23 protein-coding genes are annotated in these 25,421 nt (G+C 73.2%); 13 read left to right on the forward strand and 10 right to left on the reverse strand.

Features of this window, described 5'->3' with window-relative positions:
* Positions 1–99: 99 nt before the first annotated feature.
* Complete coding sequence (locus ACGF3J_RS12705) at positions 100–1,557, forward strand: NCS2 family permease (protein ID WP_161331938.1); 1,458 nt, start codon at positions 100–102, stop codon at positions 1,555–1,557.
* A 23-nt stretch (positions 1,558–1,580) separates the two neighbouring features.
* On the opposite strand, the gene ACGF3J_RS12710 is transcribed toward ACGF3J_RS12705, so the two are convergent.
* Entirely contained in the window at positions 1,581–1,763 is a 183-nt protein-coding gene (locus tag ACGF3J_RS12710; protein ID WP_064728497.1) for a ribbon-helix-helix protein, CopG family, read from the reverse strand.
* A gap of 156 nt (positions 1,764–1,919) precedes the next feature.
* On the opposite strand from ACGF3J_RS12710, the gene ACGF3J_RS12715 reads away from it, so the two are divergent.
* The 3 genes from ACGF3J_RS12715 to thpR are packed head-to-tail and all read left to right on the forward strand — an operon-like array spanning position 1,920 to position 4,371.
* Entirely contained in the window at positions 1,920–2,357 is a 438-nt protein-coding gene (locus ACGF3J_RS12715) for a MarR family winged helix-turn-helix transcriptional regulator (protein WP_114527826.1), read from the forward strand.
* Positions 2,358–2,384: 27 nt separating this feature from the next.
* Complete coding sequence (locus ACGF3J_RS12720) at positions 2,385–3,752, forward strand: MFS transporter (RefSeq protein ID WP_161331939.1); 1,368 nt, start codon at positions 2,385–2,387, stop codon at positions 3,750–3,752.
* Between the two features lie 46 nt (positions 3,753–3,798).
* On the forward strand, positions 3,799–4,371 hold the full coding sequence (thpR, locus tag ACGF3J_RS12725; protein ID WP_161331940.1) for an RNA 2',3'-cyclic phosphodiesterase: 573 nt from the start codon (positions 3,799–3,801) through the stop codon (positions 4,369–4,371).
* A gap of 121 nt (positions 4,372–4,492) precedes the next feature.
* Here thpR and ACGF3J_RS12730 read toward each other — a convergent pair whose 3' ends face one another.
* The 6 genes from ACGF3J_RS12730 to ACGF3J_RS12755 all read right to left on the reverse strand — a co-directional run bounded on the left by ACGF3J_RS12730 (position 4,493) and on the right by ACGF3J_RS12755 (position 11,743).
* Complete coding sequence (locus tag ACGF3J_RS12730; RefSeq protein ID WP_161331941.1) at positions 4,493–5,485, reverse strand: aldo/keto reductase; 993 nt, start codon at positions 5,483–5,485, stop codon at positions 4,493–4,495.
* Positions 5,486–5,528: 43 nt separating this feature from the next.
* Complete coding sequence (locus tag ACGF3J_RS12735) at positions 5,529–8,057, reverse strand: ABC transporter permease (RefSeq protein ID WP_393854111.1); 2,529 nt, start codon at positions 8,055–8,057, stop codon at positions 5,529–5,531.
* Positions 8,054–8,884 carry an ABC transporter ATP-binding protein gene (locus tag ACGF3J_RS12740; RefSeq protein WP_161331340.1) on the reverse strand — a complete coding sequence of 277 codons (831 nt, stop codon included), beginning with the start codon at positions 8,882–8,884 and terminating at the stop codon, positions 8,054–8,056. Before ACGF3J_RS12740 ends, ACGF3J_RS12735 begins: the two co-directional genes overlap by 4 nt.
* Positions 8,885–9,039: 155 nt before the next feature.
* Complete coding sequence (locus ACGF3J_RS12745) at positions 9,040–9,714, reverse strand: response regulator transcription factor (protein WP_161331339.1); 675 nt, start codon at positions 9,712–9,714, stop codon at positions 9,040–9,042.
* Positions 9,711–10,949 carry a sensor histidine kinase gene (locus tag ACGF3J_RS12750; RefSeq protein ID WP_161331338.1) on the reverse strand — a complete coding sequence of 413 codons (1,239 nt, stop codon included), beginning with the start codon at positions 10,947–10,949 and terminating at the stop codon, positions 9,711–9,713. The genes ACGF3J_RS12745 and ACGF3J_RS12750 overlap by 4 nt, the downstream gene beginning before the upstream one ends.
* 113 nt (positions 10,950–11,062) lie before the next feature.
* The gene (locus ACGF3J_RS12755) at positions 11,063–11,743 is read right to left on the reverse strand and encodes a GDSL-type esterase/lipase family protein (protein ID WP_161331337.1); all 681 of its coding nucleotides are present in this window, start codon (positions 11,741–11,743) and stop codon (positions 11,063–11,065) included.
* Positions 11,744–11,865: 122 nt separating this feature from the next.
* On the opposite strand from ACGF3J_RS12755, the gene ACGF3J_RS12760 reads away from it, so the two are divergent.
* The gene (locus ACGF3J_RS12760; RefSeq protein ID WP_393854112.1) at positions 11,866–12,843 is read left to right on the forward strand and encodes a WD40 repeat domain-containing protein; all 978 of its coding nucleotides are present in this window, start codon (positions 11,866–11,868) and stop codon (positions 12,841–12,843) included.
* On the opposite strand, the gene ACGF3J_RS12765 is transcribed toward ACGF3J_RS12760, so the two are convergent.
* Positions 12,817–13,632: a TetR/AcrR family transcriptional regulator gene (locus ACGF3J_RS12765; RefSeq protein WP_161331335.1), complete on the reverse strand. Its 816-nt coding sequence runs from the start codon at positions 13,630–13,632 to the stop codon at positions 12,817–12,819. The two genes, ACGF3J_RS12760 and ACGF3J_RS12765, sit on opposite strands and share 27 nt — an antisense overlap.
* Before the next feature lie 90 nt (positions 13,633–13,722).
* On the opposite strand from ACGF3J_RS12765, the gene ACGF3J_RS12770 reads away from it, so the two are divergent.
* The 5 genes from ACGF3J_RS12770 (at position 13,723) to ACGF3J_RS12790 (ending at position 18,113) form a co-directional block, all read left to right on the forward strand.
* Complete coding sequence (locus tag ACGF3J_RS12770; RefSeq protein ID WP_161331334.1) at positions 13,723–14,733, forward strand: ATP-binding cassette domain-containing protein; 1,011 nt, start codon at positions 13,723–13,725, stop codon at positions 14,731–14,733.
* Entirely contained in the window at positions 14,730–15,557 is an 828-nt protein-coding gene (locus tag ACGF3J_RS12775) for an ABC transporter permease (protein WP_161331333.1), read from the forward strand. Before ACGF3J_RS12770 ends, ACGF3J_RS12775 begins: the two co-directional genes overlap by 4 nt.
* A gap of 123 nt (positions 15,558–15,680) precedes the next feature.
* On the forward strand, positions 15,681–16,211 hold the full coding sequence (locus tag ACGF3J_RS12780; protein WP_161331332.1) for a hypothetical protein: 531 nt from the start codon (positions 15,681–15,683) through the stop codon (positions 16,209–16,211).
* Between the two features lie 2 nt (positions 16,212–16,213).
* On the forward strand, positions 16,214–17,425 hold the full coding sequence (locus tag ACGF3J_RS12785) for a histidine kinase (RefSeq protein ID WP_161331331.1): 1,212 nt from the start codon (positions 16,214–16,216) through the stop codon (positions 17,423–17,425).
* Between the two features lie 13 nt (positions 17,426–17,438).
* Positions 17,439–18,113, forward strand: coding sequence for a response regulator transcription factor (locus ACGF3J_RS12790; RefSeq protein WP_161331330.1), 675 nt, complete (start codon positions 17,439–17,441; stop codon positions 18,111–18,113).
* Positions 18,114–18,285: 172 nt separating this feature from the next.
* On the opposite strand, the gene serC is transcribed toward ACGF3J_RS12790, so the two are convergent.
* Positions 18,286–19,404 carry a phosphoserine transaminase gene (gene serC, locus ACGF3J_RS12795; RefSeq protein ID WP_393854113.1) on the reverse strand — a complete coding sequence of 373 codons (1,119 nt, stop codon included), beginning with the start codon at positions 19,402–19,404 and terminating at the stop codon, positions 18,286–18,288.
* Between the two features lie 111 nt (positions 19,405–19,515).
* Here serC and ACGF3J_RS12800 point away from each other — a divergent pair, with 111 nt between their 5' ends.
* The 3 genes from ACGF3J_RS12800 (at position 19,516) to ACGF3J_RS12810 (ending at position 24,742) form a co-directional block, all read left to right on the forward strand.
* Entirely contained in the window at positions 19,516–22,374 is a 2,859-nt protein-coding gene (locus ACGF3J_RS12800) for an FAD-binding and (Fe-S)-binding domain-containing protein (RefSeq protein ID WP_393854114.1), read from the forward strand.
* Between the two features lie 73 nt (positions 22,375–22,447).
* On the forward strand, positions 22,448–24,070 hold the full coding sequence (locus ACGF3J_RS12805) for a VCBS repeat-containing protein (protein WP_393854115.1): 1,623 nt from the start codon (positions 22,448–22,450) through the stop codon (positions 24,068–24,070).
* A gap of 111 nt (positions 24,071–24,181) precedes the next feature.
* Positions 24,182–24,742 carry a DinB family protein gene (locus tag ACGF3J_RS12810; RefSeq protein ID WP_393854116.1) on the forward strand — a complete coding sequence of 187 codons (561 nt, stop codon included), beginning with the start codon at positions 24,182–24,184 and terminating at the stop codon, positions 24,740–24,742.
* A gap of 21 nt (positions 24,743–24,763) precedes the next feature.
* On the opposite strand, the gene ACGF3J_RS12815 is transcribed toward ACGF3J_RS12810, so the two are convergent.
* The gene (locus ACGF3J_RS12815) at positions 24,764–25,387 is read right to left on the reverse strand and encodes a dihydrofolate reductase family protein (RefSeq protein WP_393854117.1); all 624 of its coding nucleotides are present in this window, start codon (positions 25,385–25,387) and stop codon (positions 24,764–24,766) included.
* Positions 25,388–25,421 lie beyond the last annotated feature (34 nt).

Raw genomic sequence — 25,421 nt, forward strand, 5'->3', positions numbered from 1 at the left:
ACCCGTTTGTCTCTGACCACTTTCTTTCGTAGAAAACTCCAAGCGCAGAAACACCGACAAGGCCGTGGGGGAACCTGCTGTTGGTGATGAGGTCTCCGCATGCCCACCTCGGCCTCCGCCAAGGTCCCCCCGTCCCCCGAGTCGCCGGAGGACCGGCGGCCCCCGCAGAACGGCCTCGACCGCTACTTCAAGATCTCCGAGCGCGGCAGCACGCTGCCCCGTGAGATCCGCGGCGGCTTCGCCACCTTCTTCGCGATGGCGTACATCATCGTGCTGAACCCGATCATCCTGGGCAGCGCGAAGGACATGTACGGCAACCAGCTCGACAACGGTCAGCTGGTCACCGCGACCGCGCTCACGGCCGCGTTCACCACGCTGCTGATGGGCGTCATCGGCAACGTCCCGATCGCGCTGGCCGCCGGTCTCGGTGTGAACTCCGTCGTCGCCCTCCAGCTCGCCCCGCGGATGTCCTGGCCGGACGCCATGGGCATGGTGGTGCTGGCCGGTTTCGTCGTCATGGTGCTGGTCGCCACCGGTCTGCGCGAGCGCGTGATGAGCGCCGTGCCCTACGGCCTGCGCAAGGCCATCGCCATCGGTATCGGCCTGTTCATCATGCTGATCGGTCTCGTCGACTCCGGCTTCGTGACCCGGATGCCGGACGCCGCGCAGACCACCGTCCCGCTCCAGCTGGGCACCGGCGGCCACCTGGAGGGCTGGCCGGTGCTGGTCTTCGTCCTCGGTGTGCTGCTGACCCTCGCGCTGATCGTCCGCAAGACCCCCGGCGCCATCCTGATCTCGATCGTCGTGATGACCGTGGTCGCGGTGATCATCAACGCGATCGCCGACATCCCCTCCTGGGGTCTGACCACGCCGGAGTGGCCGGGCAACCCCGTCGCCACGCCCGACTTCGGGCTGGTCGGCGAGGTCAGCCTGTTCGGCGGGTTCGAGAAGGTCGGTGCCCTGACCGGTGTGCTGTTCGTCTTCACCGTGCTGCTGTCGTGCTTCTTCGACGCGATGGGCACGATCATGGGCGTCAGCGACGAGGCCAAGCTGACCGACGGCGAGGGCCAGATGCCCGGCATCAACAAGGTCCTGTTCGTGGACGGCATCGCGGTCGCCGCGGGCGGCGCCAGCTCCGCCTCGGCCACCACCTGCTTCGTGGAGTCCACGGCCGGCGTCGGCGAGGGCGCCCGTACCGGCTTCGCGAACATCGTCACGGGCGGGCTCTTCGCCCTGGCGCTGTTCCTCACCCCGGTCGCCACGATGGTCCCGTCCCAGGCGGCCACCCCGGCGCTGGTGGCGGTCGGCTTCCTGATCCTGGCCGGGTCGGTCCGGGAGATCGACTGGTCCGACTTCACCATCGCGATCCCGGCCTTCGTGACGATGCTGATGATGCCGTTCACGTACTCGATCACCAACGGCATCGGCATGGGCTTCATCACCTTCTCGGTGCTGCGCCTGGCGGCCGGACGGGGCCGCGAGGTCCCGGTCACGATGTACGTGGTGTCGGCGGTCTTCGCCTTCTACTACCTGATGCCGGCCCTCGGTCTGACCTGACCGGGTGGATTCGCCGGCGGGGCTCAGGTGACCCCGTAGAACCGTTCCGTCTCCTCCACGGCGGACTGGAACCGCTCGTCGAAGTCATCCCGAATGAGCGTCCGGACGACATAGTCCTGGACGCTCATTCCCCTTTTCGCCGCATGGTGCCGGAGCCGTTCGAGCAGCTCCCCGTCCATCCGCAGGCTGAGCACGCTGGTCCCCATGCGGTCGAGGGTCGCCCCCGCCTACCGGGTGATGCGCCGATTTCCGGAAACGACTCACTCGTACGGGTGAACCGCGGGTTTCGGTGGCGTGCGCCACGGGCACGCGGGCGCATGTGCGGTGGTATTTCGCGAGACTAATGAGTTAGGCTAAGGAACATGCCGGACCTCAAGCATGGCGACGACGCCGCCGCCGTGAACTCCCTGCGCTCCGCCGTGATGCGGTTGTCCCGTCGGCTCAAGCACCAGCGGGTCGACGAGTCGCTCAGCCCGACCGAGATGTCGGTGCTCGGCACCCTCTCCCTCTGCGGCAGCGCGACCCCGGGCGAGCTCGCCCGCAAGGAACACGTCCAGCCGCCCTCGATGACCCGCATCGTGGCGCTGCTGGAGGCGAAGGGACTGGTCCGTCTCGAGCCGCATCCCGAGGACCGGCGGCAGAAGGTCGTGACGCAGACCGAGCAGGCCGTGGTGATGCTCGAGGAGAGCCGCCGCAAGCGGAACGCGTTCCTGGCCACGCTGGTCGAGGGACTCGACGAGGACGAGTGGGCGAAACTGCGCGCCGCCGCCCCCGTGCTGGAGAAGCTCGCCCACAAGTAAGCAGTTCTCGCGAGGAGGCGAACCCTTTTGAGTACGGGATCCGGAGCAGCTTCCGCCCCCGCACCTGACGGCCACGACGACCCGACCGCCCCCGACACCCCCCGCACGTCCCGGACCTCGATGTTCGCCTCCCTGAAGGTCAGGAACTACCGCCTGTTCTTCATGGGCCAGGTCGTCTCCAACATCGGCACCTGGATGCAGCGCATCGCCCAGGACTGGCTGGTGCTCAGCCTCACCGGCTCCTCGGCGGCCGTGGGCATCACGACGGCCCTCCAGTTCCTGCCGATGCTCCTCTTCGGCCTCTACGGCGGGGTCCTCGTCGACCGCCTGCGCAAGCGCCCCACGCTGCTGGTCACCCAGTCCGCGATGGCCGTCACCGCGCTCTTCCTCGCCGTCCTCACCCTGACCGGCCACGTCCAGGTCTGGCACGTGTACGTCGCCGCCTTCGCGATGGGCCTGGCGACCGTGGTCGACAACCCGGCGCGGCAGTCCTTCGTCTCCGAGCTGGTCGGCCGGGACCAGCTCCAGAACGCGGTCAGCCTCAACTCGGCCAACTTCCAGTCCGCCCGGCTGGTCGGCCCCGCCGTCGCCGGCCTCATGATCACCGGAGTGGGCACCGGCTGGGCGTTCCTCGCCAACGGCCTCTCCTTCGTCGCGCCGCTCAGCTGCCTGCTGCTGATGCGCGCCCGCGACCTGCACGCCGTCCAGCGCGCCCCGCGCGGCAAGGGACAGCTGCGCGAGGGCCTGCACTACGTCGCCGGACGACCCGAGCTGATCTGGACCATCACGCTGGTCGGGTTCATCGGCACCTTCGGCTTCAACTTCCCGGTCTTCCTGTCCGCCTTCGCCGACGACGTCTTCGACGCGGGCGCCGGGGCCTACAGCCTCTTCAACACCCTCATGGCCGTCGGCTCCCTGGCCGGCGCCCTGCTCGCCGCCCGGCGCGGCACGGCCCGGCTGCGGGTCCTGATCGCGGCGGCGGTGGCCTTCGGCGCCCTGGAGATCGTGGCGGCGACGGCACCGGGGCTGTGGCTCTTCGCCCTGCTCATGATCCCCATCGGTGTCTTCAGCATGACGGTCAACGTCACCGCCAACACCAGCATCCAGATGTCCACCGACCCGGCCATGCGGGGCCGCGTCATGGCCCTGTACATGATGGTCTTCCTCGGCGGCTCCCCGGTCGGCGCCCCGATCGTCGGCTGGGTCACCGACACCTACGGCGCCCGGGTGGGCTTCGCCGCGGGCGGCGCGGTGGCCGCCACCGCCGCGGTCGTCATCGGCCTGGTCCTGGCCCGCGTGGGCAACCTGCGCCTCTCGGTCGGCTGGCACCGGGGGCACCCGCAGGTGCGGTTCGTGCCGCGGGAGCGGCGGGAGGCGCTGGCGCCGGCGGCGTAACCGGCGTCCGGGTCAGTCGCGGGGAAGTCGTTGCAGACTGTGGCCCATGAGACTCTTCGCCGCCGTGCTTCCCCCCGAGGACGTCACCGCCGCCCTCGCCGTCGAGGTGGACGGGCTGCGGAGGCTGCCCGGGGCGGACGGGCTGCGGTGGACCGGGCGGCCCGGGTGGCACTTCACGCTCGCGTTCTACGGGGAAGTGGACGACGCTCTCGTGCCGGAGCTGTCGGAGCGGCTGGCGCGGGCCGCGCACCGTACCGAACCCTTCGGGCTGGCGCTACGCGGCGGCGGGCACTTCGGGCACGGGCGGGCCCTGTGGGTGGGGGCGGAGGGTGACCTCGCGACGCTGCGGCTGCTCGCCGAGCGGGCGGAGTCGGCGGGGCGCAAGGCGGGCGTCGCGCCGGGGGAGCACCGGCGTTACAAGCCCCACCTGACACTGGCCCGCAGCCGTGCGGCGCACGACGTGCGGCCCCACCTCGCGGTGCTGGACGGCTTCACCGGTCCGGCCTGGACCGTGACGGAGCTGGTCCTGGTCCGCAGCCGGCTGCCGAAGTCCGGCGTGCCGGGGGAGCAGCCCCGCTACGAGGCGGTCGGCCGCAGTCCGCTCGGTGCCTCCGGTTAGGCTCACAGGCGTGGACCCGAAGACCCGTAACCGGATCATGGCCGGTGTACTCGTGCTGATGCTCGTGGTGGTGGCGGTGGCGGCGGCGCTGGGCTGACCGGCCGCCGCCCCGCTCACCCCGCTACCAGGCGAACGCCTCCGGGGACGGCCCCGGACCCGGGAAGATCTCGTCAAGACCGGCCAGCAGCTCGTCCGACAGCTCCAGCTCGACGGCGCGCAGCGCCGAGTCGAGCTGCTCGGCGGTGCGCGGACCCACGATCGGGCCGGTCACGCCGGGCCGGGTCAGCAGCCAGGCCAGGGCGGCCTCGCCGGGTGCGACGCCGTGCTTGTCGAGCAGGTCCTCGTAGGCCTGGATCCGCGCCCGGCCCGCCGGGTCGGCCAGGGTGTCGGCGGCCCGCCCCGAGGCCCGCCGTCCGCCCTGCACCTCCTTCTTGAGCACGCCGCCGAGCAGCCCGCCGTGCAGCGGCGACCAGGGGATGACCCCGAGGCCGTACTCCTGCGCGGCCGGGATCACCTCCATCTCGGCCCGGCGCTCGGCCAGGTTGTACAGGCACTGCTCGCTGACCAGGCCGATGGTGCCGCCGCGCCGGGCGGCGGTCTCGTTGGCCTGGGCGATCTTGTACCCGGGGAAGTTCGACGACCCCGCGTACAGCACCTTGCCCTGCTGGACCAGGACGTCGATCGCCTGCCAGATCTCGTCGAAGCCGGTGGCGCGGTCGACGTGGTGGAACTGGTACAGGTCGATGTGGTCCGTGCGCAGCCGCTTGAGGCTGGCGTCGACCGCCCGCCGGATGTTCACCGCGGACAGCTTGTCGTGGTTGGGCCACGCCTCGCCGTCGGCGGCCATGTTGCCGTACACCTTGGTGGCGAGGACGGTCCGGTCGCGCCGGTCGCCGCCCTTCGCGAACCAGTTGCCGATGATCTCCTCGGTACGGCCCTTGTTCTCGCCCCAGCCGTACACGTTGGCGGTGTCGAAGAAATTCAGACCGGCGTCCAGCGCCGCGTCCATGATGGCGTGGCTGTCGGCCTCGTCGGTCTGCGGACCGAAGTTCATGGTCCCGAGGACGAGCCTGCTGACCTTGAGTCCTGTGCGTCCCAGCTGCGTGTACTCCATGGTCTCCAGCCAACGACCTGGAGTGCGCTCCAGGCAAGTGATCTCAGCCGTCCCGGTCGCGCAGCACCGCCCGGGCGGGGAACGTCACGGAGAGCAGGCCCAGGGCCACCACGACCGCCGCGAACGTGGCGTACAGCAGCGGCGGGACGTGCGGGGACTCGCCCGTCAGGCCGCGCATCATCGGGGTCAGCGTGATCATGGCGATCGCGGTGCCCAGGGCCACGCCCGCCACCGACACCAGCAGGGACTCCCAGCGGAGCATGCGCAGCACCTGGCGGCGGGTGGAGCCGACGAGGCGGAGCGCGGTCAGTTCGCGGCGCCGGTCGAGGACCGTCATCACCAGGGTGTTGACGGCGGCGACGGCGGCGAAGCCGCCCAGGACGGCGGCCATCATGTAGTTGGCCCAGGCGCCGAGTTCACGCTCGACGTTCCGTGCGAGGGCGTAGCCCGAGGCGTCGGTGACCTCCCCGAGGGCGGCGAGGTCGCCGGCCTCGCCGCCGCTCACCAGCAGCGTGCTGTCGAAGACCGAGGTGACGTGGCCGGCCAGGGAGGCGCGGTCCATGGTCACCGCGGCCAGGCCCAGGCCGCGGCCGTAGACCGCGACGACTTCCGGGCGGGCCCGGGTGCCGTCGGGGAGGTAGAGCGGCAGTGCGTCGCCGACCTCCACGTCCGCCGCGTCGGCGAGCGTCCTGTCGACCGCGATCCGGCCCGCACCCACGCGGTCCAGGCTGCCGCTGCGCACGTCGAGGTCCTGCACCTCGGCGAGCTGGGCGCCGGAGCCCGAGATGCCCTGGGCCGCCGACGCCTGGAGCGACGTCTCGCCGCCGCCCCGGACGGGGACCAGCACCTGGGTGTCCAGCAGGCCCACCGCCGCCTCGACGCCGGGGGCGAGGGCGGCCCGGCCGGCGGCGTCGGCGGGCAGCCCCGCCGGATCGGTGACGACGTGGTCGGCGGTGAGGCCGGCGCGGAGCTGGTCCTCGGCGGTGCGGCTCTCGCTCGTGTGCATGAAGACCAGCGTCGAGGCGAAGGCCATCGCCATCACGATCGGGGTGAGCGCGGACGCCAGCCGGCGGGCGTTGGTGCGGGAGTTGGCGGCGGCCAGCGCGGCCGGCGCGCCGCCGCCGCGCAGCAGCAGGCCGAAGAGCGCGGCGCACAGCCGGGCCACCACCGGGCCGAGCAGGGCGACGGCCAGCATGAAGAGCATGATGACGCCCAAGGAGGCGTTGGCGGCGTCGCCACCGGCGGCGGAGGCGGCGACGCCCGCCAGGACCGCCGCGCCGGCCAGGGCGCCCAGCCCGAGGACGGTACGGACGACGCCCGGCCGCAGCCGCTCCACCGAGGCCTCGGCGAGTGCCTGCCCCGGCTTGATCCTCGCGGGCCTGCGCCCGGCCGCCCAGCCCGCGCCGAGCGCCGTGAGCAGCCCGGCACCGACGGCGGCGGCCGGCGGGAGCCACGAGACGTGCAGCTCGACCGCCTCCGGAATCGCCCCGCGGTCCTTCAACTGCCCGAACCACCAGTTCGCCAGCGCGATCCCCGGCAGGCAGCCGAGCAGCCCGGCGAGCGGCGCGACGAGCAGTGCCTCGGTGGCGACCGCGCGGCGGATCTGCCGCGGGGTGGCGCCGACGGCGCGCAGCAGCGCGAACTCGCGGCCGCGCTGGCCGACGGAGAGGGCGACGGTCCCGGCCGCGGTGAAGACGGCGACCAGGGTGGCGACGCCGCCGAAGGAGCCGCCGAGTCCGGTGAGGGTCTCCTTGGCGTACGCCAGGCCGTGGTCCTCGACCTCGCCCCGGTCGTCGCCGGTGCGGACCAGCGCGTCGGAGCCGGCCAGGGCCTTGCCGACGGCCGCGGCGAGGGCGTCCGGGCCGGTGCCGTCCTCGGCGAGTACGGCGATGGCGTCGGCCTTGCCGGGGTGTCCGGCCAGCACGGGTGCCTCGGTGTCGGCGAACCAGGCGGTGGCACCGCCACCGGCCCTCGCGCCGGTCCCCGCGGTGTCGCCCGGCCCGGCCTCGGCCAGCCCGGAGACCCGGAAGCCGGCGCGTCCGGCGGCCGTTTCGAGCGCGACGGAGTCGCCCACGCCGGCCTTCGCGGCACGGGCCGCGGCGGCGTCGAGCACCACCTCGCCCGCGCCGGGTGCGGCGCCCTCGGTCAACGAGGTGCCGGTGAAGGCGTGCGAGCCCCAGCCGTGGCCGGTGAGCCCCGCGCCGCCGGGGCCCGCACCCTGCCGCACCGGGAAGGTGAAGTCCGGCACCGCGGACGCGACCCCCGGCGCCCGGGCGGCCTTCGCGGCGAGCCCCGCGTCCACGCGGGCGGTGTCCGGCAGCGGGAACGCGCTCTCCTCCGGGCCGTCGATGGTGTCGGCGACGAGGCGCGCGGACTGGTCGGCCGCCGCGACCACCGGGGCGTTCGCGTACCGCTCGGCCGGCACCGAGGCGCGGACGCCGCTCTCCAGCAGGACGCCGCAGGCCGTGACGATCAGCGCCGACATCATCAGCGCGACGAACGTGCCCGCGAACGAGGCGGGTTTGAAGCGCACGGCCGCGCGCGCCAGGCCGTTCGGGGCGAGGCTCCTCATGCCGCCACCCCCGCCATCACGTCCGCCCGCCCGGACCGGGCGGTGAGCGTGGTCATGCGTGCCGCGATCCGTTCCGCCGAACCGCGCTCCAGGCTGTCGGCGAACCTGCCGTCGGCGAGGAAGAGCACGCGGTCGGCCCAGGCGGCCGCGACCGGGTCGTGGGTGACCATGACGACGGTGGCACCGAGGGCGTCCACCGCGTGCCGGAGCAGGCCGAGGACCTCGGTGGCGGTGCCGGTGTCGAGGGCGCCGGTGGGCTCGTCGGCGAAGACCACGTCCGGGGTGGTGACCAGGGCGCGGGCGACGGCCACGCGCTGCTGCTGGCCGCCGGAGAGTTCACCGGGCCGGCGCCGGGCCTTGTCGGCCAGCCCGACCTGGGCGAGCACGGCGGCCGCGCGGCTCCGGTCCCGGCGCTGCCCGGCGAGGCGCAGGGGGAGCAGGACGTTCTGCTCCACGGTCAGCGACGGCAGCAGGTTGAACGCCTGGAAGACGAAGCCGAGGCGGCTGCGGCGCAGCTCGGTCAGCTCGTTCTCGCTCATGCCGGTGATCTCCGTACCGCCGAGGCGCACGGAACCCGCCGACGGCCGGTCCAGGCCGGCGGCGCACTGGAGGAAGGTGGACTTGCCGGACCCGGACGGCCCCATGACCGCGGTGAAGGTGGCGCGCGGGAGGGCGAGGTCGATGCCCCCGAGCGCGTGCACGGTGCCCGCGCCCCGCCCGTACTCCCGCCGGACACCGCGTAGTTCGACGGCGAGACCGGGCGTCCCCTCGGCCGGAGCCTCCGGCCGGTCGTCCGCTTTCCGCCGCTTGCCGCCGCGTAGCCTCATGGTCCTTCTCTCCCTCGTCCGTCCACTGTTCCGACGGGATGGAGAGTGCGGCTTCGGCTGCGCCCCGGGCGTCATACCGGGGAGCCAATGTGGGGGTGCTACTGGGGTAGGGGGTGGCGGAGGAGGGGCGAGGCGGGGGACCGGGACCGGCGGGGTCACTCGCCCGGCGCCACCAGCCCCGACTCGTAGGCGAAGACGACCGCCTGGGCGCGGTCGCGCAGGTCGAGCTTGGTGAGGACGCGGCTCACATGGGTCTTCACGGTCTGCTCGGCCAGGACCAGCGTCTGGGCGATCTCCGTGTTGGAACGGCCGCGGGCCACCAGGGTGAGGACCTCGGTCTCGCGTTCCGTGAGGGCCTTCAGGCGCAGCGCGGGCTTGCCCCGGGCGGCGGGGCGCTGCCGGGCGAAGTCCGCGATCAGGCGGCGCGTCACCGAGGGGGCGAGCAGCGCGTCGCCCGAGGCCACGACGCGTACCGCCGCGATGAGGTCGGCGGGCGGCGCGTCCTTCAGCAGGAAGCCGCTCGCGCCCGCCCGCAGCGCCTCGTACACGTAGTCGTCGACGTCGAAGGTGGTCAGCATCAGGACGCGCGGCCGGTGGGTCACGCCCGGCGGGGGCGACAGGAGGCGGCGTGCGGCCTCCAGGCCGTCCATCTCGGGCATGCGGACGTCCATCAGCACGACGTCGGGCCGGGTGCGCCGGCTCAGCTCGACGCCCTGCGCGCCGTCGGGCGCCTCACCCACCACGTCGATGTCGGCCTGCGCGGCCAGCAGTGCGGCGAAACCGGCCCGCACCATGGCCTGGTCGTCGACGATCACGACGCGCGTGGTCATGTGAAGTCCTCTTCAGTCAGGGGGAGTTGGGCGGCGATCCGGAACCCGCCGTCCGGCAGCGGCCCCACATCGAGGGTGCCGCCGATGATCCGGACCCGTTCGCGCATGCCGACCAGGCCGTGCCCGGTGCCGCCCGCCTCGAGCGGCGCGGCGGGCGGCTTCGGCGGCGGCCCGTTGACGACCAGGACGGTGAGCCGGTCACCGCCGTCCGCGACCGGCTCCGGCACCGACAGCGACACCCGCGTCGCGGCGCCCGGCGCGTGCCGTACGACGTTCGCGAGGGCCTCCTGGACGATCCGGTACGCCGAGAGGCCCACCGCCTCCGGCACTTCGGCGTCGCAGGGGGTGAACTCCACCGGTCCGACCGTCCTCGCGGTCGCCTCCACCAGCTGCGCGATCTGCGGGAGACCCGGCTGGGGCACCAGCTCGCCGTGCGCCTCCTCGTTGCGCAGCACGCCGAGGAGCCGTCGCATCTCGCCGAGCGACTCCCGGGCGGTCGCCGCGATGGACGTGAACTCCTCCCGCACGTCCGGCGGCAGCGCCGCGAGGCGGTACTCCGCGGTGTCCGCCTGCACCGTGATGACGGACATGTGGTGCGCCACCACGTCGTGCAGCTCGCGCGCGATGCGGGCACGTTCCTCCAGGAGCGTCCGCCGTCCCCGCTCGGCCTCGCTGATCGTCTCCTGCTCGGCCAGCCTGCGCTGCACCTCCTGCCGCTCGCGCAGCACACCGCCCAGCAGGAGCGCGACGCCCCCGAGGATGGTGAGCAACAGGCCCTTGGCGCCGAAGCCGTGGGGCGCCGCGAAGCCCAGGCCGACGTTGGCCGCCGCCGTCGCCAGCCACACCAGCAGCAGCGTCCGGCGCCGCTCGCGCAGGCCCAGGGCGAGGCAGAGGCCGATGTACCCGACGATCCCCATGGGCGGGAACGGCCACAAGAGGCGCGCTTCGAAGTCGACGGTGAGCAGGGCCAGCGCCCCGGCCACGTCCGCGGCGAAGACCACGTACCAGGCCCGCAGCGGGCGTACGACGGCGAGCAGCAGCGGCGCCGCCTGTGCGACGGCCAGCGCGCTCGCGAGGCCGCCGCCCAGACCGTAGTCGGCGGTGAGGACCACGATGGTGGTGGGCAGCAGGGCGACGGACAGCACGAACGCCACGGCCCACGGCAGCAGCCGCACCCACCGCCGCGAAGCCCCCGCGAGCAGCGCACGAGGGCGACCCTCCTCGACTGAGGTCATGGGCGCCAGCCTATGTGCGGGTCGGGGGCGCGGCGTCACCCTGCGGAGCCAGATCGGCAGTGATACCCCGGTAGGGGGTGGGGCCGGGTGACCGCGGCGGTCTACGCGGTGGACTACGCGGCGGCGGAGTAGGGCCCGCCGAGACCCCACCCCTCGTCCATCGCCTCGGCGAACGCCGCCGCGATCCGGTGCTCGCCGCTCTCGTTCGGGTGGGTGCCGTCGTACGTGTCCGCGTGGAACTCGTACTCCGCGGGCGGCGGGACGAGCAGCAGGGAGGAGCGCGGTTCGTCGAGGTCGGCGACGGTCTTGGCGAGGAGTTCGTTGAAGCGGTGGACCTGCCCGGCGAAGGCGGGGTCGGTGTCCACCCGGATGTTGTGCAGCACCGGCATCACGGCCACGCGCACACGAGGGTTGGCCGAGCGGGCCTCGGCGACGAAGGCGCGGACGTTGTCGGCGGTCTGCTCCGCGTTCGTGTAGAAGCCGAGGTCGATCAGGCCCAGGGAGACCAGGAGCACGTCCGCGCGGTACTCCCGTACCGTCTCGGCGATCAGCGGCGTCATGTGGTGCCAGCCCTCGCCCCAGCCGGCCAGATGGGCGCGGGGGAAGGCGGGTTCGGCGTAGGCGTACGAGGTGGGGGCGTCCGTCACCTGGTCGTGCAGCGTCTCGCGCGGGCCGACGCAGGTGAAGGGGCGGCCGTACGTGTCGCACAGGTGCTGCCACAGCCGGTAGCGCCACGTGTGTTCGCCGGCGCTTCCGATCGTCATGGAGTCACCGACGAACATGAACCTGAGCATCCGCTCATCATGGACGATCGGTCCGGCCGGCGCGACGTGAGCCCGGCCACCCCGGGGTGTGAGCCCGGCCACCCAGGGTGACCGTCCGCGTGAACGCCCGCGCGGGATGGCAGGCTTGGCGCATGCGCCGACCCCTCGCCCTCCTCGCCGCGGCCCTCCTCGTGGGCGCGTTCGCCGTGCCCGCCTCCGCAGCCGACGGCGTCCCCGGGAGCGACGGGTTCACGATCAAGGACCCGCGCATCACCGAGTCCAGCGGCCTCGCCGCCTCCCGCCTCCACCCGGGCGTCTACTGGACGCACAACGACCAGGACAACGGGCCCTACCTGTACGCCGTCGACGGCGCCACGGGCGAGACCGTCGCCCGCGTCGCCCTCTCCGGCGTCGGCAAGCCCCGCGACGTCGAGGCGATCGCGGTCGGGCCGGGCAACAGGATCTTCGTCGGCGACATCGGCGACAACCTCGGCGGCACCTGGCCGTACGTGTGGATCTACGAGCTGCCCGAGCCGAAGGAACTGAAGGACCAGACCGTCAAGGCGACCCAGTACGTCGTCAAGTACGAGGACGGCGCCCGGGACGCGGAGTCGATGGCCGTGCACCCGAAGACCGGCCGGGTCTACCTCATCGACAAGAACGAGGACGGCGGGCACCTCTACGAGGGCCCGGCGAAGCTCTCCGCCTCCGGCACCAACGTCTTCAGGCCCACCGTGCCCGTCGACCTGTGGGCCACCGACGCCGCGTTCTCCCCGGACGGGAAGTCGCTCGCCGTGCGCGGCTACCTCGGGGGCATCTGGTACGACTGGAACGGCGGGAGGATCCAGCGCAAGGACCGGATCAGCGTGCCCCTCGGGCAGGGCGAGTCCGTCACCTACACCACCGACGGCGCGAAGCTGCTGCTGGGCATGGAGGGCGCGAGCAGCCCCGTCCGGGCCCAGGACGCGCCCGGCGCCGGCTCCTCGGGCGGGGGCGGTTCGGACGCCTCTGGCGGGGGTGACCCCGACTCCGGCGTCCCCGGCGGGGACACGCTCAAGGTCGGGGCGGCCGGGCTGGTCGTCGCGTGCCTCGCGCTGTTCGGACTACGACGGCTGTTCCGGCGGCGCTGAGCAGTCGGAGTCGGTGTCCGCGGCGGGGACCGGTGCCGCGCTCCGGGCGGCCACGAAGACCTCGAGACCGTCCAGGATGCGCTGAAGACCGAACTCGAAGTGGTCGAAGCCGGGGCCGAAGGTGTCCTCCGACAGCCCGGCGAGGACGGGGTAGCGCCCGCTGGTCATGGCCTTCACCATCATGGGTTCCTGCGCCGCCCAGAACTGCGCGTCGGTGAGCCCCGAAGTGCGCTCGGCCTCCTCCGCGTAGACCTGGGTGCGGGCGGCCCCGATGACGTACCCGTCGACCAGGAGGATGGCCGACAGCAGCTCGGGGTCGGTCAGCCCCATCGGCTTGATCCGGGTGAGCACCTTCTCCATGCCGTCCATAGCGCCCGGGCCGAGGATCGGGCGGGAATTGTTGACCTCCAGCAGCCAGGTGTGGCGGCGGTAGAGGGCGAGCGTGGCGTGTCCGAGGGCGTGCAGCGCCGAGCGCCAGTCGCCGTCGCCGAGGTCGGCGGGGTTCTCCGAGGGGCGCTGCACACGGTCCAGCATCAGGTCGAGCAGCTCGCTCTTGCCGGGGACGTAGCGGTAGAGGGACATCGTGCCGGTGCCCAGCTCGGTGGCGATGCGGCGCATCGAGACGGCGCCGAGCCCCTCCCGGTCCGCGACCTCGACGGCGGCCTCCACGATCCGCTCCAGCGTCAGGCCGGGCTTGGGCCCCCGGCTGGGGCGCGGGCCGGTGTCCCACAACAGTTCGAGGGTGCGGGCGATGTCGCCGCTGCCGCTGGTCTCCGTGCCACTCGCCATGGGGTCAGTCTAGGGCTGCGGAAAAAAACTGGGTACGGCGTACGCGTAATCGGGTACGGTGTACCCAGTTGGCGAGTGAGAGGGGGACCCATGAGCGACGGACACGCGGTTCGCGCCGAGGGCCTGGAGAAGCGCTACGGCGACAAGTACGCCCTCGACGGCTTCGACCTGGCCGTCCGCGAGGGCACCGTGCACGGCCTGCTCGGGCCGAACGGCGCGGGCAAGACCACGGCGGTACGCATCCTGTCCACGCTGCTCCGGCTGGACGGGGGCCGGGCCGAGGTGGCCGGCCTCGACGTCGTCCGGCAGCCGCGCGAGGTGCGCGCCCGGATCGGCCTGACCGGCCAGTACGCGGCGCTGGACGAGGTGCTCACCGGCCGGCAGAACCTGGAGATGTTCGGGCGCCTGTTCCACCTCGGCGGCCGCCGGGCCCGAGCCCGCGCCGTCGAGCTGCTGGACCAGTTCGACCTGACCGACGCCGCCGACCGGGGAGTCGGCAAGTACAGCGGCGGCATGCGGCGCCGCCTGGACCTCGCCGCGTCGATGATCCTCGCCCCGGCCGTCCTGTTCCTGGACGAGCCGACGACCGGCCTCGATCCCCGCAGCCGGGGCGAGGTCTGGGAATCGGTGCGGGCCCTGGTGGCGGACGGCACGACCGTGCTGCTGACCACGCAGTACCTGGAGGAGGCCGACAAGCTGGCCTCCCGCATCACCGTCATCGACCAGGGCCGGTCCATCGCCGACGACACCCCGGACGGCCTGAAGAACCTGGTCGGCGGCGACCGCGTCGAGGTCGTGGTCGCCGAACGGGCCGACCTGGCACGGGCCGTGAAGGTGGTCGCCCGGGTCTGCGAGGGCGAGCCCGAGGCCGACGAGGAGACGCTGCGCGTGCACGCCCCGGTCGCCGACCGGGTGTCCGCGCTGACGGAGGTGGCGCGCACCCTCCAGGACGAGGGCGTCGCCGTGGAGGACATCGGGCTGCGCAGGCCGAGCCTCGACGACGTGTTCCTGCGCCTGACCGGGCACCGCTCGGATCACACAGATCGCTCGGATCGCTCGGACCGCACTGACCGTGCGGAGAAGGAGACGGTGGCGGCATGAGCGCCCTCGACCTGACGACTGGGGAGACCGGCGGTCGCGGGCGGCTGTACTGGCTGCTCGCCGACTGCGGCAACCTCGTCCGCCGCGGCCTGCTCCACTACCAGCGCCAGCCCGTCAACATCGCCTGGCAGCTGGGCTTCCCGATCATCTCCGTCCTCCTGTACGGCTACGTCTTCGGCAGCGCGATGACGGTGCCGGGCGGCGGGGACTACAAGGACTTCCTGATGCCGGGCATGTTCGTGATGACCATGGCGTTCGGCTTCATCAACACCGCGACGCTCGTCGTCCACGACTCCACCAAGGGCGTCATCGACCGCTTCCGCTCCATGCCGATGGCCTCCTCCGCGGTGGTGGCCGGACGCGGCGTCACCGACCTGCTGGCCGCCTGCGCCGAGTTGGCCATCATGATGCTGACGGCGATGGCCATGGGCTGGCGTCCGGACGGCGGCTGGGGCTTCGTCGCCGCGTTCGGGCTGCTGCTGTGGCTGCGGTTCGCGCTGATCTGGATCGGCGTGTGGCTGGGCCTGCTCGTCCCCAACCCGGAGGCGGCGGGCGGCCTGTTCGCGGTGGCGTTCCCGCTGACGATGATCTCCAGCATCTTCGTCGCCCCGCAGCTCATGCCCGACTGGCTGGGCTGGCTGGCCGCCTGGAACCCGATCTCCTCCACGTCGGCGGCCGCCCGCGACCTGTTCGGCACCCCGGTCGGCGCCGGCGACACCTGGGTCGAGCAGCACGCGCTGCTGATGGCGGTCGTGTGGCCGGTGATCCTGACGGCGGTCTTCCTGCCGCTGGCGGTACGGCGGTTCCAGCGGCTGAGCCGGTAGGCACCGGCGGAGTGCGGTCCCTCGGCGGGCCGGGGGTGGAGACCGGGAACGCGGCGGATCTCCACCCCCGGCTCCACCCGTGGGTCCAGGTGTTGCGAGACCCGGCCGAGCAGCCTTGAGGGCATGACAACGACCGAGTGGATCACCGACATCGTCCTCGTCCTCGTCGTCTTCCGGCAGCTGCGGGAAGCCCCGCTGGACCGCAAGACCTTCCTGATCCCGCTGGGGATCGTGGCCTTCGTGGCGTACTCGTACCTGGACTCCGTGCCGACCGCGGGGAACGACCTGGTGCTGATCGCGGCCCTGACGGCCGTGGGCGCCGCGCTCGGCGTCGCGGGCGGCGTGTACACCCGGATCCGGGCACTCGACGGACACCTCGTGATCAAGGCGGGCGCCGTGTCGGCGATCCTGTGGGTGCTGGGCATGGGCGCCCGCATGGGCTTCCAGGTCTGGGCCGAACACGGCGGCGGCGCCGCCGACGTCGCCCGGTTCAGCGTCGCCCACCACATCACGAGCGACCAGGCATGGGTGACGGCGTTCGTGATGATGGCGGTCACCGAGGTGGTCACGCGGGTGGCCACGATCTACCTGCGCAGCCGCGCGCGGGCCGGGTCGGTCTCCCCGGCCGCGCCCGTCCTCGACGGTACGGCCTGACCGTGCGCTATGTTCGGCCCGTGTCCGCCACCCAGAGCACCCCGTCCCCGGACCCGGGGACGGGACCGCGGCCGGTCCGGGTGCCGGTCCCCGGTCAGGACCCGCGCGCCCAGTGGGGCCTGACCCTCGCGGTCATCGCCGTAGGAGCCCTCACGATCCGGCCCATGGGGCTCAGCGGCCAGGGCCTGGCGGTCGCCGTACTCTTCGTGCTCAACTCCGCGGCACTGCTGGCCCGGGGCCTGCCCGAGCACCGCGTCCCTCCGCGCGCCGCGCTCGTCTGGCTCACGCTCGGCATCGCCGCGGCGGCCGCCCTGATCGGTGCCAGTGCCGGCGGTACGGGCTACCTGTTCGCCTACTTCCTCGCCGGGCACCTCGGATACCGGCTCGGAACCGGGCGGGCGCTCACCCTCGCGGCGCTGTGCTCCCTGCTCTGCGCCGGTGTCCTGTACTTCCACCTCGGGCCCGGACACGAGCAGTTGCCCTGGGCGGTCGGTCTCACCACCGGCGTCCCGGTCGTGATCGGCATCATCAACCGCAGTCAGCGCCAGGCCGTCCGTTCGGCGCTCTCGGCGGCCGAGTCGGCGGAACGCGCCGCCCGAGCGGAGGCCCGGACCGCCGTTCTGACCGAGCGCGGCCGGATCGCCCGGGACGTGCACGACGTCCTCGCGCACTCCCTCGCCGGGATCAACATGCAGCTGGAACTGGCCGACGCCCTGCTCGACACCGGTGACCTGGAGAAGGTCCGGGAGGCCAACGACAAGGCCCACGGACTGGTCAAGGAGAGCCTGAAGCAGGCCCAGTGGACCGTGCACGCGCTGCGTGAGGACGCGCTGCCGCTGCTGGAGAGCCTGACCGCGATGGTCGAATCGGCGGGCCACCACGACGCCCTCACGGTCACCGGAACCGTCCGCGAGGTGCCGGCCCAGGTGACCCAGAACCTGCTGAGGATCGCCCAGGAGGCCCTGACCAACGCCGCCCGGCACGCGCCCGGCGGACGGGTCGGCGTGGAGCTGACGTTCACCGCCGCGTCGGTCACACTGCGGATCCGCAACGGGCGTGCCACCCGTACGGCGTCCCCGGGAGCCGGCAGCGGCATGGGCCTGATCGGAATGCGTGAACGGGTCGCTCTGCTGGGCGGGAGCGTCGCCGCCGGACCGGTCACCGAGGGACGGGACGAGGGCGGCTGGCAGGTGAAGGCAGTGATTCCAGGATGAGTGAGCAACCACGATGAGTGAACAGGCCGAGAGCAAGGAGCGGTTGAGAGTGGTCGTCGCGGACGACCAGGCCGCCGTACGGGAGCCGCTCGCCGCGGTGCTCGGGCTGGCCGAGGACATCGACGTCGTCGCGGCGGCCGCGGACGGCGGCGAAGTACTGGCGGCCGTCGCCGCCGGACCGGTCGACGTGGTGCTGATGGACCTGCGCATGCCCGTGATGGACGGCATCGAGGCCACGCGCCGCCTGACCGAGGAGCATCCGGAGGTGGCGGTGGTCGTCCTGACCACCTTCGCCGACGACGAGTCGATCCTGGGCGCGCTCGGCGCGGGGGCCCGCGGATACCTCACCAAGAACGCGGGACGGCAGGACATCACCCGGGCCATCCGCGCCGCGGGCGCGGGCCAGTCCGTCCTCGACCGAGAGGTCCAGAACCGGCTGCTGGCGACGGCCAGGGCCAAGGCGCCCACTCCGGGACCCGCCGGACAGCCCCTGCCGGACGACCTCACACCCCGCGAACGCGAGGTCCTCGCCCTGATCGGCCAGGGCCTGTCCAACCGGGGCATCGCCGAGAAGCTCTTCATCAGCGAGGCCACGGTCAAGACCCACATCAACAACCTGTTCGCCAAGTCCCACATCCACGACCGCGCCGACGCGGTCCGCCGCGCCATCGGGGCGGGGCTGGCCTGAGGCGGGTCGGGATCGGGCTGGGTGAGGGCCCGGGCCGTGACTACTGGGGGCATCCGATGGCCACTTACAGCCCCAACTTTCCGGCCAGCAACACGATCGTGCGGATGCACGGAGGGCGCCCGGCGGATGTTCCGCCGGGCGCCCTCAGTCGTCGTACGCGCTCGAGAAGCCGTTACAGCTTGTCGATCACGTAGTCCACGCACTTCGTGAGCGCCTCGACGTCCGCCGGGTCGATCGCCGGGAACATCGCCACGCGCAGCTGGTTGCGGCCGAGCTTGCGGTACGGCTCGGTGTCGACGACGCCGTTGGCGCGCAGCACCTTGGCGACGGCGGCGGCGTCGATGTCGTCGGCGAAGTCGATGGTGCCGATGACCTGCGAGCGCTTCGCCGGGTCGGAGACGAACGGGGTGGCGTACTTGGACTCGTCGGCCCAGGTGTACAGGCGGGTCGAGGAGTCCTTGGTGCGGCCGGTGGTGAAGTCCAGGCCGCCCTGGCCGTTCATCCAGTCCAGCTGCTCGCCCAGCAGGAAGAGCGTGGCGAGGGCCGGGGTGTTGTACGTCTGGTTCTTGCGGGAGTTGTCGATCGCCGTCGGCAGGGAGAAGAACTCCGGGACGTGGCGGCCGGACGCGTGGATCCGCTCGGCGCGCTCGATCGCGGCCGGGGAGAAGACGCCGATCCACAGGCCGCCGTCGGAGGCGAAGGACTTCTGCGGGGCGAAGTAGTAGACGTCGGTCTCGGTGATGTCGACCGGCAGACCGCCGGCGCCGGACGTCGCGTCGACCAGCACCAGGGAGCCCTCGTCGGCTCCGGCGACCCGCTTGACGGGCATGGCGACGCCGGTCGAGGTCTCGTTGTGGGTGAACGCGTACACGTCCACACCGGCCTCGGCGTGCGCCTCGGGGTGGGTGCCCGGGTCGGAGGAGACGACGGTCGGCTCGGCCAGCCAGGGCGCGAGCTTCGCGGCCTTGGCGAACTTGGACGAGAACTCGCCGAAGCTCAGGTGCTGCGACCGGTTCTCGATCAGGCCGTGCGTCGCGACGTCCCAGAACGCGGTGGAGCCGCCGTTGCCGAGGATCACCTCGTAGCCGTCGGGGAGCCGGAACAGCTCGCGGATGCCCTCGCGGACCTTGCCGACCAGGTTCTTGACCGGAGCCTGTCGGTGGGAGGTGCCGAGGAGGGACGTACCGGTGGCGGCCAGGGCGTCCAGCGCCTCCACCCGCACCTTGGAGGGACCCGCGCCGAATCGACCGTCCGCGGGCTTGATGTCAGCAGGAATCTGGATCTCAGCCACGTGCCGGAGGGTATCCCGTCGGCCAAACCGGGCGAAGCCATGTCCGTCCGATGAGACGAGATCTCCGCCTGGCGGACCTGTACGGAACGACGAGAGCCCATGCTGGAGGACATGACCGATCTGGAGGCAGCACTGCGCAGGGCCGTCCGCGGCGAGGTCGGGTTCGACGTCACCTCCCGCGCGCTGACGACGATGGACGCGTCCAACTACCGGAGGGTCCCGCTCGGCGTGGTGGCGCCCAGAGACGCCGACGACGTGGCGGCCGTGCTGGAGGTGTGCCGGGAGCACCGGGTGCCGGTCGTCGCGCGGGGCGGCGGCACGTCGATCGCCGGGCAGGCGACCGGCGCGGGCGTGGTGGTGGACTTCACCCGGCACATGAACCGGCTGGTCTCCCTCGACGCGGAGGCTCGGACGGCCGTGGTCCAGCCGGGCCTGGTCCTCGATCGCCTCCAGGACGCCGCCGCCCCGCACGGCCTGCGCTTCGGCCCCGACCCCTCCACCCACAGCCGGTGCACGCTCGGCGGCATGATCGGCAACAACTCGTGCGGCTCCCACTCGGTGGCGTGGGGCACGACGGCCGACAGCGTGCGCGAGCTGACGGTGCTCACCGCGCGCGGGAAGCGGCTCCGGCTCGGGCAGGAGTGGTCCGGCGCGCCGGACGGCCTGCGCGACCTCGTGGACGGCGGCCTGGCACGTCTGCGCACCGGCTTCCCCGACCTCCCCCGCCGCATCTCCGGCTACGCGCTGGACGCGCTGCTGCCGGAGCGGGGCGCGGACGTCGCCCGCTCCTTCTGCGGCTCCGAGGGCACGCTGGGCGTCCTGACCGAGGCGTCCGTACGACTGGTCGAGGCGCCGCGCGCGCGTGCGCTGGCGGTGCTGGGCTACGCCGACGAGGCCGGCGCGGCGGAGGCGGCGGCCGGGCTGCTGCCGTACGGTCCGCTGACCGTGGAGGGCATGGCGGCCGACCTGGTGCCGTCCACGGAGGGGCTGCCGCGGGGCGGGGCCTGGCTGTTCGCGGAGACCGGCGGCGACTCGGAGGCGGAGGCCCGCACGCGTGCGGAGGCGCTCGTGCGGGCGGCGGACGTCGTCGACGCGCGCGTGGTGACCGACCCGGCCGGGCAGCGGGTGCTGTGGCGCATCCGGGAGGACGCGAGCGGCACGGCGACGCGGATGCCGGACGGTTCGGAGGCGTGGCCCGGCTGGGAGGACTGCGCGGTGCCCCCGGCCCGCCTCGGCGCCTACCTGCGGGACTTCAGGGCGCTGCTGACCTCGCACGGGCTGCGCGGCACACCGTACGGCCACTTCGGCGACGGCTGCATCCACGTGCGCATCGACTTCGACCTGCTGACGGACGCGGGCGTCGCGCGCTTCCGCCGCTTCTCGGAGGAGCTGGCGGACGTCGTCGTGGCGCACGGGGGCTCGCTCTCCGGCGAACACGGGGACGGGCAGGCGCGGGCGGAACTGCTGCCGCGGATGTACGGGGAGGAGACGGTGGCGCTCTTCGAACGGGCCAAGGCGGTCTGGGACCCGGACGACCTCCTCAACCCCGGCATGCTGGTCCGTCCGGCGCCGCTCGACGCGAACCTCCGCTTCTCCGTCCTGCCGCGCGAGCCGGTGGACGTGGCGTTCGGCTACCCGTCCGACGGCGGTGACTTCTCGGCGGCGGTACGGCGCTGCGTGGGGGTCGCCAAATGCCGTACGACGTCGGCGGCCGGCTCGTCCGTCATGTGCCCGTCCTTCCGCGCGACCGGGGAGGAGGAGCACTCCACCCGCGGGCGCGCCCGCCTGCTGCACGAGATGCTCGCGGGCGAGCTGGTGACGGACGGCTGGCGGTCGACGGAGGTCCGCGACGCGCTCGACCTGTGCCTGTCCTGCAAGGGCTGCCGCTCCGACTGCCCGGTCGAGGTCGACATGGCCACGTACAAGGCGGAGTTCCTGCACCACCACTACGCGGGGCGCCGCCGCCCCGCCGCCCACTACGCGATGGGCAGGCTGCCGGTGTGGCTGCGCTGGGCGGCACGGGTGCGGGTGGCGCCGGTCGTCAACGCGCTCGCGTCGGTTGCCCCGTTGGCGGCGGTGGCGAAACGCCTGGGCGGGATCGCGGGGGAGCGTGAGCTGCCCCGCCTGGCCCGGGAGCCGTTCACCCGCTGGTGGCGCAGGCGTCCTGCGGTTCCGGCCCGCTCCGGCGATCTGGTGGTCCTCTGGCCCGACACCTTCACCGAGCACCTGTCACCGTCCGTGGGCCGGGCGGCCGTACGGGTGCTGGAGGCGGCGGGACTGCGGGTGGCGCTGCCGCCGACGCTCCGGGGACGCGGCCCGGTGGGCGACGGCACGTCCAAGTCGACGGCGGCGCTGTTGTCGACCCGCCGGGGCCGGGTCTGCTGCGGCCTGACCTACGTGTCGACGGGCCAACTGGACCAGGCCCGCGCGGTGATGCGACGCACGCTGGACCTGATGGCCCCGGTACTGGAGACGTCGGCACCGGTCGTCGTCCTGGAACCGAGCTGCGCCGCCGCCCTGCGCACGGACCTCCCGGAACTGCTCCACGAAGACCCCCGGGCGGCTCGGCTCGCCGCCCGTGTACTGACCTTCGCGGAGGCCCTGGAACGCCACGCCCCCCACTGGACCCCGCCTGCCGTGGACCGCCCGGTCACCGGCCAGACCCACTGCCACCAGCACGCGGTCCTGGGCGACGCCCCCGACCGCCGTCTTCGCGAGGCAGCGGGCCTGACCGGCGAGCTGACCGGCGGCTGCTGCGGCCTCGCGGGCAACTTCGGCTTCGAGAAGGGCCACTACGAGGTCTCGGCCGCCTGCGCGGAGGACCAGTTGCTGCCGGCGGTGCGGCAGGCCCCCCAGGACGCGGTGGTCCTGGCGGACGGCTTCTCGTGCCGGACGCAGTTGGAGCAGTTGGCGGGGGTGCGGGGGCGGCATCTGGCGGAGGTGCTGGCGGAGGGGCTGGGAGAGGAGTGACGGCGCGGGGCCTCGGTCCGCCACCCGGCGGGTGATCGGAACCGCGTGCGGCCGCGGGTGCGTGATCATCCGTATGGACGGTTCGGATGATCAGGACGGCACCCCGCGGCGGCGCGTCGGCAGGCGGACGTGGCTGATCGGCGGTGTCGCCGGTGCCGTCGCGGTGGGAGTGGTCGTGGGCGTGCTGGTCGTCGGCGGGGAGCCGGCGGGCGTCGCCGCGCCGTACGCGTGCCGGACCTCGGGGGAGGGCGCCGCGCCCGCCACCGCGGCCGCGTCGGGACGGCCCGCGTCGGAGAGCACCGCGCCCGCCACGAAGCGCCCCGCCCCCAAGGACACCGCCCCGAAGGACACCGTGCCCCCGGCCGACTTCGACGGAGACGGCAACCCCGACCTCGCCCTCGGCTCCGGCGGCAGTGTCGAGGGCGGGAGCGGCGGCGGGAGCATCGAGGTCGCCTACGGGGCGGGGGACGGGACCCGGGTCGGGCGCTGCCAGTACCTCACGCAGGACGACCCCGGGATACCCGGAAACAACCGCGACGAGGCGTTCTTCGGGACGGACGTCGTGGCGCGGGACTTCGACGGAGACGGGTACACCGACCTCGCCACCGCCGTCTTCGACTGGAAGCCGAGCGTGATCATCGCGTGGGGGTCGGCGGACGGGCTGGCCGGCGCCACGCGCGTGCCCGGCACCGACAGCACCCACGTCGCCTGGGACAACGACCCCCTCCTGGACGAGCAGCTCGCCGCCGGTGACTTCGACGGGGACCGGCATCCCGACCTGGTCTTCGGGCTAGGTTCCGACAAGGGCCTGCTCAAGGGCCCCTTCCGGCGCGACGGCACCCCGGCCGGGACGGACCGCGTCCCCGCCCCGCGCAGGCCCGCGCCGGAGGTCGGCAACGCCAACTACGGCGACCTCGTGGCCGGCGACCTCGACGGCGACGGCATCGACGACCTGGTGAGCTTCCACAACGCCGATCCGGACCCCGAGGGCCCCTGGTCCGAGCAGGTCAGACCCGTGAGCTACCTGCACGGCGGCCGGGACGGCTTCACGCAGCCGCGGGGCGTCCGCCTCCCCGACGCCGGGACGGGTGCCGTCGGCGACGTGGACGGCGACGGCTTCGGCGACCTCGTCCTCACCCCCCGGGGAGGCGACGCGAGCCGCAGCTCGGTGACGGTCGTGTACGGCTCGGAGTCCGGGCCGGGCGGGCGGACGACGACCGTCGACCGCGACACCCCGGGCGTGCCCGGCGAGGAGCCCCAGGACGAGGACGCCGCCCTCGCCCCCCTCGACGTCGGCGACGTCAACGGCGACGGGTACGCGGACGTGGTCGCCGGCGCGCCCCGGTGGGACATCTACGGGAAGCCCGGCCCCGAGCAGGTGCTTTTCCTGGCAGGCGGGCCGGACGGACTCGGCGGCGCCGGCGCCCGCCTCTTCGACGGCTCCGGCTTCGGCACCGACCCGGACGGCAGGGCCGACTTCGGCACCTCCCTCGGCCTCACCGACCTGGACGGCGACGGCCACGCGGACCTCGTGGTGACCGCTCCGGGCAGTGACACGATCGACGGCGCCGCGTGGGTGCTCCCCGGTACGGCCGAGGGACCCGCGACCGAGGGCGTGGTCCGGCTGTCCGCGGACACCTTCGACGACACGGAGGGGCTGGGCCTGCTGATGGGGGGTGCGGGGATCGCCCGCTAGGCCATCAGGTCGTCCGTCCCGGCGCCCACGATCTAGGACCTGATCCGACCTACATGCCTCGTAGCGTGGTCTCACCGACGGAGCAGGAACACCGGAAGACGGAGACGGACCATGCCCTTCGAAGAGACCCTCACCGGCGCCCCGACCACCCACGACGCGGCCGCCACCGGCGAGCGCGCCGATCTGCTGGAGATGCTGGCCAAGCACCGGCACTTCCTCCGCTTTACCACCCGTGACCTCACCGACGAGCAGGCCGGCCTGCGGACCACCGCCAGTGAGCTGTGCCTCGGCGGTCTGATCAAGCACGTGACCTCGGTGGAGCGGGGCTGGGCGGACTTCATCCTGGAAGGCCCGTCCGCGATGGGGGACTTCACGTCCATGACCGAGGCCGACTGGGCCCAGCGGGCCGACGAGTTCCGGATGCTGCCCAACGACACGCTGGCCGGTGTGCTGGCCGACTACGCCGAGACCGCCCGCAGGACCGACGAGCTGGTCGCCACCCTGCCCGACCTGGGGGCCACGCAGCCGCTGCCGAAGGCCCCCTGGTTCGAGGCCGACGCGCACTGGTCGGCCCGCCGGGTGCTGATGCACGTCATCGCCGAGACCGCCCAGCACGCCGGCCACGCCGACATCATCCGGGAGTCCCTGGACGGCGCCAAGAGCATGGGCTGACCTGCGGGCCCTCCCGCACGGTCACTTCACGAAGCGGTACTTCAGGTGCGTGGCCAGGGGCGTCTCGACCGCGCCGAGCTGTTCGAGGTCGCGCCGCCCCGCGTCGCCCAGCCCCTCGAAGAGGCGCAGCCCGCCGCCGAGGAGGACGGGCACCACGTGGAGCTGGAGTTCGTCGACGAGCCCGGCCGCGAGGTACTGCCGTACCGTGTCCGCGCCGCCCCCGATGTCCACGTTCCGGTCCCCGGCGGCGGCCCTGGCCCGCTCCAGAGCGCTGTGGATGCCCTCGGTGACGAAGTGGAAGGTGGTGCCGCCCTCCTTCACCAGGGTGGGGCGGGGGCGGTGGGTGAGGACGAAGACCGGGGTGCGGAAGGGCGGGTTGTCGCCCCAGAACTCCTCGCCCAGGTCGTACATCGTGCGGCCCATCACCACGGCCCCGGTGGCGTCGAACCACTCGCGGACCAGCTCGGAGTCGCGGTTCTCGTCCCCGCCGGTCATGCCCTGGCGCTCCCGCCAGCTCGCCAGGGTGTGGATCCAGTCGAAGATGCGCTCGGCGCCGTCGCCCCCGGGGTTGTCGCCGGAGACGTTCGGGCCGGCGACGTAGCCGTCGAGGGTGATGGCCAGGTCCGCTGTGACGGTCGCGGTCATGAGGGTGCCTCCTCGGGTGGGGTGTACTGCCTTC

Source organism: Streptomyces sp. NPDC048171 (genome assembly GCF_043202655.1).
Classification (GTDB): Bacteria; Actinomycetota; Actinomycetes; order Streptomycetales; family Streptomycetaceae; genus Streptomyces.